Genomic DNA, 15,906 nt, shown 5'->3' on the forward strand with positions numbered 1-15,906 from the left:
GGGTCAGCCGACGGCTGACTGGGCCTCCTCCTTGGCGGGCGTTTCTTTGGCGGGCGTTTCTTTGGCGGGCGGGCGCTCCAAGTGGGCCAGTACCGTCGTATGGAAGCGCTGGACCGCGTCGTCGACGCTGCGGATGAAACCCGTCTCGGCGTTGCCCCGGCCGCTGCCCATGCTCTTCAGGAGGGAGAGGCGGTAGCCGGTGATCTTCGTGCCGTCGGCGGGGAGGAGGTCGGCGGGTTCGGGGCGCAGGCGTTCGAGGGTGCCCCGGGGTCCGGGCCGGTCGCCCTCGACCAGGGCCTCCACGTGCAGGTCGGCCGGCGCCTCCGCCAGCCGCCTGATCAGGCGTTTCGCCGCGCTGAGGGGGTAACCCCGGTCGGGGGCGGGGATCTCGACGGACGTCCGCAGCCGGCTCGTCCGCAGATCCGCCGTCACCCCGAGAACACCCGGCGCGCCCTCGACGCGCAGCTCCGCCGCCAGCCGCCCGTCCGCGCACAGCTGCTCCGCCATCCGCGCCCGCCGCGCCCCCGGGTCGCCGCCGCGCCGGGCCCGCTGCACCGGCAGCACCTTCTCCCCCAGCTCGCCGCCGAGCCCCAGGCAGACCTGCCGGATCAGCCGCTCCCAGCTCTCCACGACCTCCAGCGCGCGAGGATCACCGGGCACCAGCGTCTCGTCCTCGATGCCCTTGCGCACCGGCACCCACGCCGCGCCCATGTTCTGGAAGCCGTGGCAGCCGGAGTTCTCGTGCTGGAGGTAGTGCAGCAACTCCTGGAGCAGCCAGGCGTGCGCGCTGTTGCCGACCCCCTCGTGCCGGATCAACAGCTGTGCCTGCTGGGCGACTTCGGCCCAGGAGAGATGGCGGAGGGCGACCTTGTGTTTGCGGCGGCCGTCGATGCGTACGTCGACCAGTGGACTCCCTTCCAGCGCAACGTCGTTGGAGAGCGTGATCACCGCCTCGTAGCCCCGGCGCGCCGCGATGTCCATGTACGCCTGGACCTGTTCCGCCTTCAGCGCGTTGCCGTTCGTCTTCGTCTCGATCAGGGCCGTCCACAGTTTGCCGGCGCGCTCTACGCGGATGACTCCGTCGGGGCGGCGGGGGGATTCGCCGTGCGGGAGGGAGACTTCGGCGAACGTCTCCATCCGGCCGGCGGGCGCGCCGAACGCGGCGGTGAGTCTTCTGCCGAACTCCGGGATCTGGGCCATCACCGCGAGCAGGACGGAGGTCGCGCGGGTCTCGCGGTCGCGGTCGCTTTTGAGGGCGGAGACGGGGAAGAGGCGGGAGGGGGACCAGGAGTCGTTGTCGGCGAGGGATTTCTTGGGGGACTTGGGGAGGGTGACTTTCTTTTTTGTGGTGCGGGGGCGTTTGGGGGGTGTTGGGGGGAGGGGGTGTTCGGGGGTGGGGTTGGGGGCGGGGACGGTATCGGGGTTGGAGCCGGGGTTGGAGCCGGGGTCGGCGTCGGCGTCGGCGTCGGCGTCGGCGTCGGCGTCGGGGAGGGCTTGTCCGGGAGCTCGGGTGGCTTCAACTGACGTATAGGTGAGGTCATTTGACGGCTCATCGACTTCCTCGTATGCCGCCGCCGCTGTCGTCTCCGTTTCGTCCTCGACGTCCACCCCGAAGTCCGCCGCGAGGCCCGCGAGGCCGCTGTCGTAGCCGTCGCCCACCGCGCGGAACTTCCAGTCGCCCGAACGGCGGTACAGCTCGCCGAAGATGAGGGCGCTGACCGGGCCGGGGGCGGGGATCGTGAAGTTGAGGAGGTGCTCGCCGGAGCTGTCGGCGAGGGTGACCCGGAGTTCCTCCAACTCGGCGAAGCTCGCGGCCTCGTAGCGGCTCGCGGCGATGACGAGACGTTCCACCGCGGGCGGGATCGCGGTGAGGTCGAAGCCGATGCGGTCCTCGCTGCCCTCACCTACCGGTGTTTTACCGAGGAGTTGGACTCCGCCGTCGGCGGCCACCGGGTTGTTGTAGAAACAGAAGTCGGCGTCGCTGCGGACTTTCCCGTCCGCGCCGAGCAGCAGTACGGAGACGTCGGCGTCCCCCTCGCCGGTCGGGCTCTCCCAGCCCAGGCTCACCACCAACGCGTCGGCGCTGTCGCTGAGTTCGGCGAGCGCTACGTTGCCGCCTTTGAGTAATTCACGCACTTGGCCCCCCAAATGTGATGTGCGCGGAAGCGAACGCGCAGTGGAATTCTAGTGCGCGATCAGTGGAGTTCGGGGCGATCTTCCGAAAACGCCTATGCCCTGACGTCCTGGTACCGCCCGAGGAAAACGGGCTTCCCGGCGCGGATCCGCCACAGGAACAGCCCCGAATTCAGGTTCACCGTGCCCGAGTTGCCGTCGAAGGCGTAGGTGCGGGTGATGCCTCGGTAGCTGAGCGTGCGGAGTTGGTGGGCCAGGGTGCCTCGGTTCAGGGGGCTGGTCTTCGTGAGGGCCTGGGCGGTCAGGGTCAGGAGGTCGTAGGCCTCTGCCGTGCCCTGGGGGATCGCGGTGGTGTGGGTGCGGGCCCTGTAGGCGGTCACGAAGCTTGTGGCTGTGGGGAGTTGGGTGGGGTCCACGAAGGTGGAGGAGAAGAGCCAGCCTTCCGCCGTGGCGCCTGCCTGTTTCAGGAAGTCGGGGGTCAGGGTGGGTTCTGTGGCCGCCGCGATTCCGGTGAAGCCGGCGGCTCGTAGCGCCTGGGCGCAGGCTGCTGCCCGCAGGGGGTTCGCGCCGCAGTAGATCACCGCCTCTGCGCCTGCGGTTGTCGCCGCTCGGGCGGGGGTGGTGAAGTCCGTTGAGTTCGCCGGGACTTTGTAGCGGAGGGTCGTCCCTGATGCCGGGGGCGACTGGGAGAGGGAGTTGGCGAGGCGCCAGCTGTAGTCCTGGGTGTTTTCGTCCTCGATGAGGGCCGTGTGTTTCGCCGGGTGGTTGGTCGTGAGGTAACTCACCAGCGGGATGGCCAAGTTGACGTCCATCTGGTGGGTCTGGAAGACCGTCGGGGAGGCGGCCGGGTCGTCGACGTACAGCTTCTCCGTGCCTGCCCATGCGGTGAGGAGGGGCATTTGGGCGGTGCGGTAGGTGTGGAGGGCGGCGAGGGCGGTGGTGTCCGAGGTGGGGCCGAGGACGGCGACCACTTTTGGATCGGCGGCCAACTCCCTGGCTGCTTCTGCTGACTTGACCGCTGATCCCCTGTCGTCCCGCACCACCAGCGCGAGGTCGAACTTCCGGTGCGTGGTGCGGTTGTGGTCGGCGATCGCCAGTTCGACTGCTTGGCGGAGGGGGGCGGTTGGGCCGGCGCCGGCGAGGTCGGCTTGGAGGGCGATGGTGTGGGTGGGGAGGGGGGTGGGGGGTGCTTGGTGTTGGGTCCGCCAGGTCCACCAGGCGGCGGTGGTGGTTGCGGCTGCGGCGGCTGCGGCTGCGGTTAGTTGGAGTATGCGGCGGCGGGAGGGGGTTGGGGGCGGGGAGGAGCCAGGGTTCAGGGAGGGGGCTTGGCGCGGGGAAGGGGATGGGTGTGGGGAGGAGGCCGGGGGTGCGGAGGGGGCTCGGAGCGTGGAGAGTGCTCGGCGCGCGGGGGAGGCTTGGGGCATGGAGGGGGCTTGGCCCGGAGAAGGGGCGTGGCCCGGAGAGGAGGCTGGGGGTACGGAAGGTGCTCGGCGCATGGAGAGTGCTCGGCGCGCGGGGGAGGCTTGGCGCGCGGAGGAGGCTTGGCGCGCGGAGGGGGCTTGCTGCGGCTTAGGTTTCCTTGGCGGCTCCGGCACCCGCAGCGCCTCCGCCGAACGTGCGGCCACGATCGCCGCCAACCCCTCCGGCATCCACGCGTCGTCCTCGAACTCCCCGAGCTCCGAACGGAGTTGACTGATCGAGGGCCGCTCGTCCGGGTTCTTCGCGAGGCAGCGCAGGAGGAGTTCCCGCAGGGCGTCGTCAGCGATGCCGTCCAGTTCGGGGGCGGCGTGGACGGTCCGGTAGACCACGGCTACGGGGAGTCCGGTACCGAAGGGAGGGCGGCCGGTGGCGGCGTAGGCGAGGACTGCGGCTAGGGCGAAGATGTCGGTGGCGGGGGTGGGGGCGGTGGCTTGCTCGGGGGTGGGGGGCTGTTCGGGAGTTGGGGGGCTGGCGCGGCCTTGCCCCAGGGCGGGGGCGTCGGCTTGGGGGGTGGGCTGCTCGGGAGCAGGGGGCCGCTCCGGAGCTGGGAAGCCAGCGCGGCCTTGCCCCAGGGCAGGGGCGTCGGCTTGGGGGGTGGGCTGCTCGGGAGCAGGGGGCCGCTCCGGAGCTGGGAAGCCAGCGCGGCCTTGCCCCAGGGCAGGGGCGTCGGCTTGGGGGGTGGGCTGCTCGGGAGGCAGGGAGTTGGCGGGGGCGGAAAGCTGTTCGTGGGCGGGAGGGGCGGCGCTGGCCGGGACCTGCTCGGGGGCGGGGGCGGGACGCCCGGTGCTCTGCTCGGGAGTGGATGTCCGTTCGGCGGCAGAGGAGGCGGCGCGGCTGGTGGTCTGGTCCGGGGCAGAGGCGGCGGGGCTGTCCGTACCCCGCTCCCGCACAGGCCCATCCACACAGGCCGCGACCTGCTCGGGAGCTGAGGCAGCGCGCCCGACGCTCTGCTCGGAAGTAGACGTCCGTTCAGCGGCAGAAGAAGCGGCGCGACCGGTGACCTGGCCCGGGACAGAGGCGGCAGGCCTGTCCGTACCCCACTCCCGCACAGGCCCGCCCGGCCACGCCGTTACCTGCTCGGGGGCGGGCGAGTCAGCGTGCCCGCTGGACTGCTCCGGAGCGGGCATCCGTTCGGCGGCGGAAGTGACGGCGTGGGCGGTGGCCTGGTCCGGGGCGGAGGCGGGGGCGCCGGCTCGGTCTGTGGACTGCTCCGGGGCGGGCGGCTGTTCAGCGGCGGAAGTGGCGGCACGGGCGGTGGGCTGGTCCGGGGGCGTAGCCCTGGGCGTACCCCGCCCCCTCGCCGCCCCGCCCGCCCCGCCCGTGACCTGTTCCGGTGCCAGATAGCCCGGTGAGCCCATCACCGAACCCGTCGCCGTCAAGGCTGTCGCGCCGGAGACTCGGGCTATGCCGAAGTCGATCAGGCGGGGGCCGTCCAGTGACAGGAGGACGTTCGCCGGTTTTACGTCCCGGTGGACCAGGCCGGCCTCGTGCACGGCGGCCAGCGCTTCCGCCAGCCGTGCGCCCAGCGCCCGCACCGCGCGCGGCGGGAGGACGCCCACCTCTGCCAGGGAGGGCGCCGGGATGTAGGCGGTCGCGATCCACGGCTCGCGGGCATCCGGGTCGGCGGCGGTGACCGGCGCGGTCCAGCGGGAGTCGACCCGGGCGGCGGCCTCGGCCTCCCGCCGGAACCGGGCCCGGAAGGCGGGGTCGGCGGCGTGGACGGCTTGGATGAGCTTGAGCGCGACGAGGGCGCCGCCGGAGGTACGGGCGAGATAGACGACACCCATCCCACCGGCCCCGATCCGAGCCAGCAGCCGATGCCCGGCAACAGTCTCGGGATCGTCGACACGGAGGGGGCGCATCTCAACTCACCTTCGGCTGCGAGAACTTGACTGGGCCCGACCCCGCGGAGCGGAAGCAGCCCGCACTCAGCTCCGGCTGCGGGAACTCGACCGGGCCCGACCCCGCAGAGCGGAAGCAGCCCGCACCCAGCTCCGGCCGCGGCAACTCGACCGGGCCCGACCCCACACAACAGAAGCCACCCGCACCCAACTCCGACCGCGGCAACTCGACCCGGACCGACCCCACACAACAGAAGCCACCCACACCCAACTCCGACCGCGAGACCATGCCCGGAACCGACCCCACACAACAGAAGCAACCCACACCCACACTCGGCTGCGGAAGCTTTCTCGGCGCTGACCCCGCACAGCAGAAACCACCCACACCCACCTCCGGCCGAGAGACCTTGCCCAGAGCCGACCCCGCGCAACAGAAACCGCCCACGCTCGCCCCGCACACCAACCCCAGGCCCCCTACGGAAACGCGGCCCCGGCGGAAGCCACCCCCGCCGATCCCCGCCCCCCTCTCCGAGCCGTCCACACGCAAACCCCCCATCCCCTCAACTCCCCTTCGGCTGAGGCGCCTTGTCCGGAGCCGCCCCCGCATACCGGAACGCCCCCTCCCTCACCTCATGCACAAAGCTCGCCGGCGTCAGCAGCACCGGCTGACCGTAGTTGGTGAAATCGAAGCTGAACTCCCTTGTTATGCCTTTGTACTTGGCCACCCTCAGCGCCTTCAGGGCCGTCGCCCTCGTCGGAGTGGCCCCGAGAGCGGTCAGCTTCTCTATCAGCAGGCCCGCCGCGTCGTAGCCCTCCGCCGCCCAGAAAGGCGGGCGTTTGTCGTAACGGTCCCGGAATGACTCCGCGAAGGACTTCACAGGAGCCGCGCTCGGGGAGGTCGCGCTCGCTATCACCGTCCAGCCCTCCGCCGCCGGCTCCGCCGCGAAAGCCGCGTCCAGGGCCGGCTCCGTCGCGTACTTCGGGCCCTTGAAGTCCCTCAGCAGGCGCGCCGCCTGGAGTGCGCCCGACAGCGGGCCCGCGTAGACCACACCCTTCACCCCGGCCCCCGTCATCTCCCGTATCACCGGCGCCAGTTGAGCCCCGGCAGGCAGCACCCTCGGATGCGTCACGCCCCCGTACTGGCGCACGATGAGGTTCACCATCTCGACCGTCATCCACGCCATGTCCCCACCCGCACGGTCCAGCAACAACCCCACCGGCGCCGCAGCACTCACCGCCTCGAACTGAAACGCCAGCTTCATCGCGACCTGATTGTGCAGCGGACGCCCCCGCAGGAACGAGCGGACGTTCTGGGTCAGGTTCTGGCCCGCCGACATGCTGATCACCGGCAGGAGCGCGGCATCGTAGACGGGCAGCGCGGCGGCGGTCGTGGCGTCGGTGCTGCTGCCGATGACCGCCAATACGTCGTCGTGGGCGGCGAGTTGGCGGGCAACCTCCGGCGCCGTCGCCGTGTCCCCCCGGTCGTCCCCCTCCCGCACCCGCAGCTCGAACGGCCGATCCTTCCGCCGGTTGAACTCCGCCACCGCCAGCCGCGCCCCCTCCAACTGCGCCCGCCCGGCGGCCCCTTGCCGCAGATCCCCCTGCACCCCGATCGCGTACGACGGCCCCCTGGACCCCGACGACCGCCCGGCGACCGCCCACACGGCGGCCCCGCCCCCACCCGCCAGCAGCGCCGCACCCCCGACCCCGAGCAGCAGGAACTTCCGCCGGGAGGAAGGGAGTTCAGCTACGACCGTCTGCTGGACGTCCGGCAGCGCCAGCGTCTCCGCCGAGCGGCGGGCGACGAGCCGTACGACGTCCTCGGGCAGCCAGTTGGGGCTGTCGTCCGGGGTGTCCTCGACCAGTGCGGCGTCGAGTTCGGCCGGGGTCGGGCGGTCGGCCGGGGTCTTGGCGAGGCAGCGCAGGAGGACGGCGGTCAGTTCGTCGTCGGCGATGCCGCTGAGGTCGGGGGCGTCGTGGACGGTGCGGTAGAGGAGGGCTTCTGTGGTGCCGGTGCCGAAGGGGAGGCGGCCGCTGGCGGCGTAGGCGAGGACCACTCCGAGCGCGAACACATCGCTGGCCGGGCCGAGTTGGGCGCCGTCGGCGGTCGCCTGCTCGGGGGCGAGGAAGCCGGGGGTGCCGACGATCAGGTCGGCGGAGGTGATCGCCGTGTCGTCGGTGCCGCGCGCGATACCGAAGTCGATCAGGCGGGGGCCGTCGGCGGCGAGGAGGATGTTGCCGGGCTTGACGTCCCGGTGGATCAGGCCGGCCTCGTGTACGGCGGCCAGGGCGCGGGCCAGCTTCTTGCCCAGCAGCCGCACCGACCGGCCGGGCAGCGGGCCGTACGCGGCGATCGCCTCCGCGAGGGGTGGGCCGGGTTCGAACTCCGTTGCCAGCCAGGGTTGTTCGGCGTCCGTGTCGGCGGCGAGGACTTTGACGACCCAGGGGCTGTCGACCCGGCCGGCCGCACGGACCTCGCGGCGGAAACGGGCGCGGAAGTCATCGTCGTCGGCGTACTCGCTCTGGATCACCTTCAACGCGGCGAGCGTGCCGCTCTCGGCGCGGGCGAGGTAGACGACACCCATGCCGCCGGCACCGAGCCGGGCGAGGAGCCGGTGGGCGCCGAGGAAGGAGGGGTCGGTGGGGTGCAGGGGGGACGTCACTTCTGGCTCCCGGCAAGGGGGTTGGGGGACGGGCGGCGCATCACTCGCGACCTCCCGGACGGCAGGGGGCTCGCATCAGGCGTCCCGGGCGGCAGGGGGCTCGCTTTCAGCGCCCCGCACAGCAAGGGGCTCGCTTCCGGCCCCCCGCACAACGGGCGTCCCGCTTCCAGCGCCCCGCACAACAAGCGGCCCGCCTTCGGCCTCCCGCACAACAAGCGGCTCCCGCACAGCAGAGTTCTCATTTCCGGCCCCCCGCCCGCGAGTTGACCGCCGACTGCATCCCCGCCATCGCCCTCGCCGAGATCGTGAGCAGCTCGCTCTGGTCGTAACCCGCGCCGCCCTCCAACGCCACCGCCAGCGTCACCGGGCCCAGGCGGGACTGGCTCCAGGCGTAGAAGGTCGGCTGGCTGCCCAGTGCCGGGGCGGTGAACTGGCCGACCTCCACCAGGTAGTCGTCCGCGCTGGTGTTGCCGTTCGTGCCGTAGCCCGAACCCACCGAGTTCAGGCCGCTGATCCGTTCCGTCGCCCGGAGTTGCTGGTCAGGGCAGCGCAGCACCTCCTCCAAGGTCTGCGCCATCTCCCAGTCGGCCTGGGCGGGGGTGCGGTGGACGGTGACCGTCGCGGCCACGCGTATCTCGCCCTTGCCGGCCGCCGGAGGTTGGCGGCTGTAGCGGGTGAGGGTCGCGAGGACGTCCGCCGGGCGGTCCGCGAGTGTCCAGACACAGTCCGTGCCGAGCTGCGGCCACTCCGCGGGGTCGCTCTCGTACGGCTGCCGCTTCACGAACGCCGGGCCGTAGGCGTCCGGGGCCGACGCGACCGCCTGCGCCAACTCCAGGGCGGCGGACGGGGTTTGGGGTCCAGTGATCGTGCTGCGCAGGGTCACCGACGGGGAGGGGGACGACGGCTGCGGCGCCGGCGCCGTGTCGTCGTCCGCCGCACCGCCTCCCGAACAGGCCGACGCCAGCAGCACGCAGGCCACCGCGAGCAGGGCCGCCGGCGCCCGGCCACGCCGGCTCGCACCGAACCGACCCGCGCCGAACCGGCTCGCGCCATGCCGGCTCGCGCCACTCCAGCCAGCGCGACTCCTACCCGCGCCACGCCGACCCGCGCCACTCCGACTCACGTCACTCCAGCCAGCGCCGCGCCCCCTCGCGCCCCGCCAACTCCCCCCGTCTGCAAGCACGTTCAGCACAGAACGTCACCCCCGCCGCACATCGGCCGGCCGAGCGGCTGACCGGTCGGCCGAACAGTTGATCACCCGAGAACGGGAGCGAGTGTAGGTGACATCCGGCGATTTCCTGTGTGTGTTGCATGGTTAGGGTGATCTCGTGACAAGAAGCTCCATACGAAGGGCCCGCTGGACGACCCGCCCCGCCACCCCCGCCGACGCCGAACCCATCGCCGAGCTGCGGGCCGTCGTCATGCGCCCCGATCTGGAGCGGCTCGGCCGGTACGACGAGCAGCGGGTGCGGCAACGGTTCCGGGACGGGTTCCAGCCCGCGTACACGCAGGTCATCGAGGTCGAGGGGGCCTTCGCGGGCTGCGTGGCCCTGCGGCCGGCCAAAGATGCCGGAGCCGCCGGAGAAGGGGACGCGGACTGGCTGGAGCACTTCTACCTCTCGCCCGACCTCCAAGGCCAGGGCATCGGCTCCGAGCTCCTCACGAAGCTCCTCGCGGACACCACCCGCCCCATCCGCCTCAACGTCCTCCAAGGCAGCCCCGCCCGCCGCCTGTACGAACGGCACGGATTCAAGCTGGAGAACGAGGACGAGGTGGACGTCTTCCTCATGCGGCCCGCAGGATAACCCCCCTTCCCCCAAGCCACCCACTCCACATCCCCGGTCCGAGTGGTTCACCCCCGAGTCCGCCACCCACACCCCCCACCCCCCACGATGATGACCCGCTGTGTCATCCCCTCTGCGTGCCCTCCTCCTCCCCCTCCTCCCCCTCCTGACCCTGGCCCTCGTCGCGGCCCCCTCCTGCGTGCCCGTGCGCGGTACCCCGCCGGCCGCGGGACCGCCGCCCCGGCCGGTGAAGTTCGGCGCGTACGTCGGCTACGGCAGCGACGGCGTCAGCCTCATCTCCGGCCTCGACACCTGGCTCGGCAAGAACAAGAAAGCCAGCGTCGGCCACGCCTACCTCCCCGGCGACCGCTGGAGCAACATCGAGGGCGCCCCCGACTACCTGAAGAACTGGGCGAGTTGGCGCAAGGCCCGCGCGGACCGGCTGTTCGTCCTCAACGTCCCCCTGCTGGAACGCAACGAGGCCCACCTCCCCGACAGCGCCGTACGCGCCGAACTCGCCAAGGGCGCCCGCGGCTCCTACGACGCCCACTTCCGCGCCCTCGCCGCCCGCCTGGTCCAACTCGGCCTGAACGACACCGTGTTGGTCCTCGGCTGGGAGATGAACGGCATCACCTACACCCACCGCTGCGGCCCCGACCCCACCTCCTGGAAGCGCTACTGGATCCGCATCGTCACCGCCATGCGCAAGGCCCCCGGCCAGCGCTTCCGCTTCGAGTTCACCCCCAACAGGGGCCGCGACGCGATCCCTTGGCCCCGCTGCTACCCGGGGGACAGGTACGTCGACGTCATCGGCATGGACGCCTACGACTCCCCGCGCGGCCTCACCTTCGCCATGCAGCGCGACGAGCCCTACGGCCTCAAAGAGCACGTCCGCTTCGCCCGCGCCCACCGCAAACCGATCGCCTACCCGGAGTGGGGGCTCTACGAGAACGGCGACAACCCGGCTTATGTGCGGGGCATGTTGGAGTGGATGGGGCGGCAGCGGCCGATGTACCAGACGATCAGCGACTACTGCCCGCACGGCGTGTGGAGGTGCCGCGCCAATCCGAAGTCCTCTGCCGTATACCGGTCGTTGGTGGGCAGGGCCCGCTGAAACAGCGACTCCCCGGACGGCCGCACAAGGCCAACTCCGGGGAGCTGCACAGAGGTTGCCCTCCCTAAGACGCTAAGACGCTAAGACGCCCCCTTAAGACGCCCGCCCCCGCCGCCGCCGCACCGCCAACACCGCCACCCCCGCGACCCCCGCCGCCGCGACCGCCCCGCCCAACGCCAGATTCGTCCCGCTCAACGGAATCGCCGACGCCTTCGCCGCCGCCCCCTCCGCCCCCGCCGCCCCGCCGGGCAGCGTGTCGAGGTCGCTCGCGCAGACCGTCGGCGCCTTCGCCCCGTCGAGGAACGCACAGGCCGTACTCGCGATCCGCAGCGCCTTCTTGTCCGTCTTCCCCAGCTCGATCCGCGCGGTGAACTCGGCCTTGGCCTGCGGTTTCACGTCCGCCGTCCAGCTGATGAGGCCGTTCTCGGCGACCTTCCCGCCCTCCGAGGCTTCCGGGCGGCCCGCGGTGTCGGGGACGTGCTGCTCGACGCGGAGGTTCTTCAGCTCCTCGCCGCCCTGGTTGTGGACGATGATCCGGTACGCGAGCTTGTCGCCCCGGTCCGCCTTGTCGACGCCGTCGCTGATCTCGATGGACATCGGCGGGGCGGCCTTCTTGCCGGCCTCGGCCTCGGCCGCGTCGGCGCCGCTCTTGCCCGGCCCGTCGGCGACCGCCGCGGTGACCGGCTGGAGGAGGGCGAGGCAGACGGCGGCCGGGACGAGGGCGATACGCGACAGACGCAGACCAGAGGTCACGGTGGGGGGTCCTTTCCGTACGGGCACGGGGCTCATGGCAGCACGCCCCGCCCGCCGGGCCCTCCCGACATTCCGGCGGGCGCGCCCGCTTGGGCCACGCGGCTGACGCCATCCGGGCGAATGACCGGGGCGAGGGGCTGTCGCTCCGTTCAGGTGGCGGACCGTACGCAGATGATCCGGACAATGCGACGAGAACACGATCTGCGAATCCCGCGCCTCGGGGCCGCGGCCGGCGCCGTCCTCCTGGTCGCCCTCACCGCCGTCCCGGCGCACGCCGACAGCGAAACGTTCCCCCTAGGAGCCCTGGGGCTCACCCAGCCCTACGACGCCACCGGCCTCCCCCACTCCGCCCGCCTGCGCGCCTCCGTCTACGACCGCGCCGCCCAGCTCGTCCAGGAGCACGAGCGGGCCCGCAAGCACGTGGCGGCCCTGCGCAAGTCCGGCGCCAAGGCCTCGGTGATCCGGGCCGCCGAACGGGACCGGCTGAAGATCCGCAGCCGCCTGTGGGACATGCTGCGCGCCCACGGCAAGGCCACGCACGACCCGGTGGCCGTCAACCCCTCGGGCAGCGGCGCCGGTTGCCCCCGGGGAGCGCGCACGGCGGCGCCGCGCGCCGTCTCCCACTGGACGGCGCCGACCCGGTCGTACGCGTTGTCGGCCGGGTACGCCGCCAAGGGCAGCCGGTGGAAGCACCGGCACACCGGGCAGGACTTCGCCGTGCCCAAGGGGACGCCCGTGTACGCGGTCGGGCCAGGCGAGGTGCGGGTGACGACCTGCGGGGACGGGTTCGGCAACCAGATCCTGATCCGGCACCGCGACGGCTACTTCACGCAGTACGCGCACCTCTCGCGCATCGACGTCCGCAAAGGGCAGCGGGTCGCGGCGGGCCAGCGCATCGGCCTGTCCGGCGCGACCGGCAACGTCACCGGACCGCATCTGCACTTCGAGGTGCGGATCACGCCGTACCTGGGGTCGGCCGTGCAGCCGGTCAGCTGGCTGAAGCGGAAGGACGTGCGGGTCGTGCGCTGACGTCCCCGTACGCCGAGGCGCCCCGCGCTGGTCCGCGCGGGGCGCCTTCATTCCTTACGGGCGCCCGCGATCGTTCCCCGGGCGGATGACCGCGTCCCGTCCGACCGACCTGACCTGCGTCTTCTTCGTCGGCGTCAGCAGCGTCGTCGTCCCGCTGATGCTGGTGTTGACGCAGACGCCGCCGAACTGGGCGGAGTACAGGTACGCGCCCTTGTAGCCGGCGAACGGCTTGTTGTCGACGTTCACGTAGTCGTACTCGACCCCGTTGGTGACGGCCGCGCCCCAGTCGTGGATCTCGGTGATGACCTCGACCTGCGTGCCGTTGGAGGGGCCCGAGACGTGCACGGTCTGCCACCAGTCACGGGTGACGTCCTTGATGAACATCGAGTAGTCCTGCTTGCCCGGCATCTTGCTGATGCTCGCCTGGATGACGTCCCCGGGGCGGATCGTGTTCTTGGCGGTCACGTAGTTCGCCGGGTACTGCTCCCACCAGGCGTAGTACGACGCCCTGCCGTCGGTGCACTCGACGCTGGTGCCGATCTGGTTGAGCGGGTCCTTCCAGCTGTCGCCGCTGCCGAACCCGATCCACTCGTCGGTCAGCCCGTTGCGGTTGCCGGTGGCGGCGGAGCAGTCGGCGGTCGGCACCCGCCACTGGGCGCGGACCCCGGTGTGCACGCCGTTGAGCTGCCAGCCGGTCCAGTTGCCCTGCGGGGCCGTGCAGGCGGCGGCCTCGGCGGTCGGGCCCATCACCATCAGGGCGGCGCAGGACAGCGCGCCGAGCACCGCGAATCGTCTTTTTGTACGCATACGTCGAATGATCAACTGACGGTCAGTCAACTTTCCGCCGCCACACCGGCCACTGGTCCGCTCGGGCGCGACCTGACGGGTGAACGGGGGGACGTCCGACGGGTGATCGTGCGGGCGGGCGGTCACACCTGTGGGGAATGAGGGGCGGGGGCCGCTGTCCGGGGGTGATCAGAGAGAGGCATGACATGACCAGACCTGCACGACTCAGACCCTGGGCGACCTGCGCGGCGCTCGCCGTCCTGGGAGCCACGGGGTTCACACCGGCGGCCGGCGCCTTCGCGTACGAGCCGGCGGCCGACGCCCTCGCGTACGACCGGACGGCGCCCGCCGACGTCGTCACCCCCTCCTCCACCCCCCGCGCCGCCGCCGCAGCCGCCGCCGTCCCCGGCCGGACCGTCCGCCAGCGCGCCGGGACCGTCCGCGAGTCCGCCCTGAAGCCGATCTGCGGGCCCACCCGCCCCGGCCAGGAGGTCCGCTTCCCGCTCTTCGACGACGTGCTGGTGAAGGCCGTCGAGACCGGCCGCGAGACCGTCGACGGGCGGCTGCTCTGGCACGGCGCGGTCCCCGGCACCACCGACCAGACCGTCCTCGTCACCCTGGAGGGCGGCTGCGACGGCAAGCCGGGCAACGCGTTCCTCGGCGCCCAATTCGCCCTGGGCGGCGCCCTGTTCGACATCACGCCGACCGGGCCCGGCAAGGTCCTGGTCGCCGAGACGACCCCGCTGACCGACGAGGACGAGCACCGCGTGACACCGCCGCGCGTACCGAATCCGGCGCCGCACACGAAGGCCCGCAAAGCTCCCCGCGCCAAGTGCAAGGGCAGCGACGGCATCGCCGTGGTCGACACCCTCGTCGCGTACACGCCCAAGGCGCTCGCCGAGGCCGGCAGCGACAGCCAGATCCGCGCCCAGATCGTGAAGGGCGTCTCCCTGGCCAACGAGGCCTTCGCCACGAGCGGGATCGCCGTACGGCTGCGGCTCGTGCACACCACCCCGGTCAGCGTCCCGGCCGCGTACGACGCCGTCACCCCGGCCGCGCTCGCCGCGTTCGCGCAGAAGAACGACGGGGTCGCCGACAACCTCGCGGCCCTGCGCGACCAGTACGGCGCCGACCAGGTCAGCGTCGTCGCGGGCGGCACGGCGGCCGGCGGCATCGGCTACATCCCGAACCCGCCGGGCCCGGCCTGGTCGGAGTGGGCATACACGGTCGTCGCGCAGTCCGCGATCGCCAACTACTCCTTCGGCCACGAGATCGGCCACAACCTCGGCTCCAACCACGACTGGACGACCGACCCCGCCCAGCCCGACAACGGCGCGAGCGGCTACTTCCCGAAGGCGGGCGAGTTCTCGACGCTGATGGCGTACGAGTCCAGCTGCCGCACGACGACCAAGGGCACCTGCGGCCGGGTCAACCGCTTCTCCAACTCCGCCCAGAACTACCGGGGCATCCCGCTCGGCAGGCCGCTCACGCAGGCCGGCTCGGCGGACTCCGCGAAGGTCCTCGGCGCCAACGGCCGCGCGGTCGCCGCCTATCGCACGGCCGTCACCGACAACTCCCTCTGCTCGGTGACCAGTTCGGTCGCCCCCGGCGCCTCCGGCACGGTCACCGCCGAGACCCCCGGCCCCTACGCCCAGAACGCCACCGCCTGGTTCACGGCGACCCCGGCCCAGGGCTACGTCTTCGACCACTGGGTCCTCGACGGCAGGGCGCAGCCGTCCAAGAGCACCCGCATCCCGGTCGTGACCAGCGCCGACCACACCTTGCAGGCGGTCTTCAAGAAGGGGGCCACGCCCACGGCGAAGGTCACCACCACGACGTCCGGCGGCGGCAAGGTCAAAACGGCCGCGAAGAAGTCGGCGGCGGCTGGTTCGTCCCTGGTCGGCACGGAGTTGCTGTACGAGGCCGTCCCCGAGCCCGGGTGGAGCTTCGCGGGGTGGAAGCTGAGCGGGGGGAACTACGCCGGTGACCTGTCGCGAGTCGGGGTGCGGGTCGGTGTCAACGACCAAGGTCTGCAAGCGGTGTTCGCGCCGCGTGAGCATCATCTGGAGCTGTGCGCCCACGGCCACGGGACGCTGACACCGGCCCGCGAGGGGAAGTACGCCACCGGGGACACGGCGATCGTGACCGCGCGGGCGGGGGAGGGGCAGGTGCTGGAGGGGTGGTATCTCGATGGGCGGGCCTATTCGGGGACTCCGGCGGGGGCGGCGCTGGTGTCGTTCGCGGACGGGCACAGCCACAAGCTGACGGCTAAGTTCCGCAAGAAGTAAGGGAGTTGGGGGGTCTTCTTAAGGGGCTGTCTGTGG

10 protein-coding genes and 1 pseudogene are annotated in these 15,906 nt (G+C 71.9%); 4 read left to right on the forward strand and 7 right to left on the reverse strand.

The window, feature by feature from the left end; all coding sequences use genetic code 11:
- Positions 1–3: 3 nt before the first annotated feature.
- The 5 genes and pseudogenes from ACYUD3_RS06590 to ACYUD3_RS06610 form a co-directional block, all read right to left on the reverse strand.
- Positions 4–2,136, reverse strand: a complete 2,133-nt coding sequence (locus ACYUD3_RS06590; RefSeq protein ID WP_470965085.1) for a TerD family protein — start codon at positions 2,134–2,136, stop codon at positions 4–6.
- 92 nt (positions 2,137–2,228) lie between these two features.
- Positions 2,229–4,739, reverse strand: a complete 2,511-nt coding sequence (locus ACYUD3_RS06595; protein ID WP_470966052.1) for an ABC transporter substrate-binding protein — start codon at positions 4,737–4,739, stop codon at positions 2,229–2,231.
- 177 nt (positions 4,740–4,916) lie between these two features.
- Positions 4,917–5,474: pseudogene (locus ACYUD3_RS06600) on the reverse strand (serine/threonine-protein kinase); the annotation flags it as partial.
- A 539-nt stretch (positions 5,475–6,013) separates the two neighbouring features.
- On the reverse strand, positions 6,014–8,116 hold the full coding sequence (locus ACYUD3_RS06605) for a protein kinase domain-containing protein (protein ID WP_470965091.1): 2,103 nt from the start codon (positions 8,114–8,116) through the stop codon (positions 6,014–6,016).
- Positions 8,117–8,354: 238 nt separating this feature from the next.
- The gene (locus ACYUD3_RS06610) at positions 8,355–9,086 is read right to left on the reverse strand and encodes a hypothetical protein (protein WP_470965095.1); all 732 of its coding nucleotides are present in this window, start codon (positions 9,084–9,086) and stop codon (positions 8,355–8,357) included.
- 358 nt (positions 9,087–9,444) lie between these two features.
- Between ACYUD3_RS06610 and ACYUD3_RS06615 the strand changes: the two genes are divergently transcribed.
- A complete protein-coding gene (locus ACYUD3_RS06615; RefSeq protein WP_470965097.1) occupies positions 9,445–9,921 on the forward strand; it encodes a GNAT family N-acetyltransferase in 477 nt (158 codons plus the stop codon).
- 100 nt (positions 9,922–10,021) lie between these two features.
- Positions 10,022–11,014, forward strand: a complete 993-nt coding sequence (locus ACYUD3_RS06620; RefSeq protein ID WP_470965100.1) for a glycoside hydrolase family 26 protein — start codon at positions 10,022–10,024, stop codon at positions 11,012–11,014.
- A gap of 93 nt (positions 11,015–11,107) precedes the next feature.
- Here ACYUD3_RS06620 and ACYUD3_RS06625 read toward each other — a convergent pair whose 3' ends face one another.
- Positions 11,108–11,767: a hypothetical protein gene (locus ACYUD3_RS06625; RefSeq protein ID WP_470965104.1), complete on the reverse strand. Its 660-nt coding sequence runs from the start codon at positions 11,765–11,767 to the stop codon at positions 11,108–11,110.
- Between the two features lie 183 nt (positions 11,768–11,950).
- On the opposite strand from ACYUD3_RS06625, the gene ACYUD3_RS06630 reads away from it, so the two are divergent.
- Positions 11,951–12,796, forward strand: coding sequence for a M23 family metallopeptidase (locus ACYUD3_RS06630; protein ID WP_470965109.1), 846 nt, complete (start codon positions 11,951–11,953; stop codon positions 12,794–12,796).
- Positions 12,797–12,850: 54 nt separating this feature from the next.
- Here ACYUD3_RS06630 and ACYUD3_RS06635 read toward each other — a convergent pair whose 3' ends face one another.
- Positions 12,851–13,603, reverse strand: coding sequence for a G1 family glutamic endopeptidase (locus tag ACYUD3_RS06635; protein WP_470965115.1), 753 nt, complete (start codon positions 13,601–13,603; stop codon positions 12,851–12,853).
- A gap of 185 nt (positions 13,604–13,788) precedes the next feature.
- Between ACYUD3_RS06635 and ACYUD3_RS06640 the strand changes: the two genes are divergently transcribed.
- A complete protein-coding gene (locus tag ACYUD3_RS06640; RefSeq protein ID WP_470965121.1) occupies positions 13,789–15,870 on the forward strand; it encodes an InlB B-repeat-containing protein in 2,082 nt (693 codons plus the stop codon).
- Positions 15,871–15,906: the final 36 nt, after the last annotated feature.

The organism is Streptomyces sp. AMJ-169, assembly GCF_055597585.1.

Bases quoted from the DNA above. Each gene is read 5' to 3' on its own strand.
- ACYUD3_RS06595 (WP_470966052.1), bottom strand. From the start codon at position 4,739: ATGCCCGCTCCGGAGCAGTCCAGCGGGCACGCTGACTCGCCCGCCCCC.
- ACYUD3_RS06630 (WP_470965109.1), top strand. From the start codon at position 11,951: ATGCGACGAGAACACGATCTGCGAATCCCGCGCCTCGGGGCCGCGGCC.
- ACYUD3_RS06635 (WP_470965115.1), bottom strand. From the start codon at position 13,603: ATGCGTACAAAAAGACGATTCGCGGTGCTCGGCGCGCTGTCCTGCGCC.
- ACYUD3_RS06640 (WP_470965121.1), top strand. From the start codon at position 13,789: ATGACCAGACCTGCACGACTCAGACCCTGGGCGACCTGCGCGGCGCTC.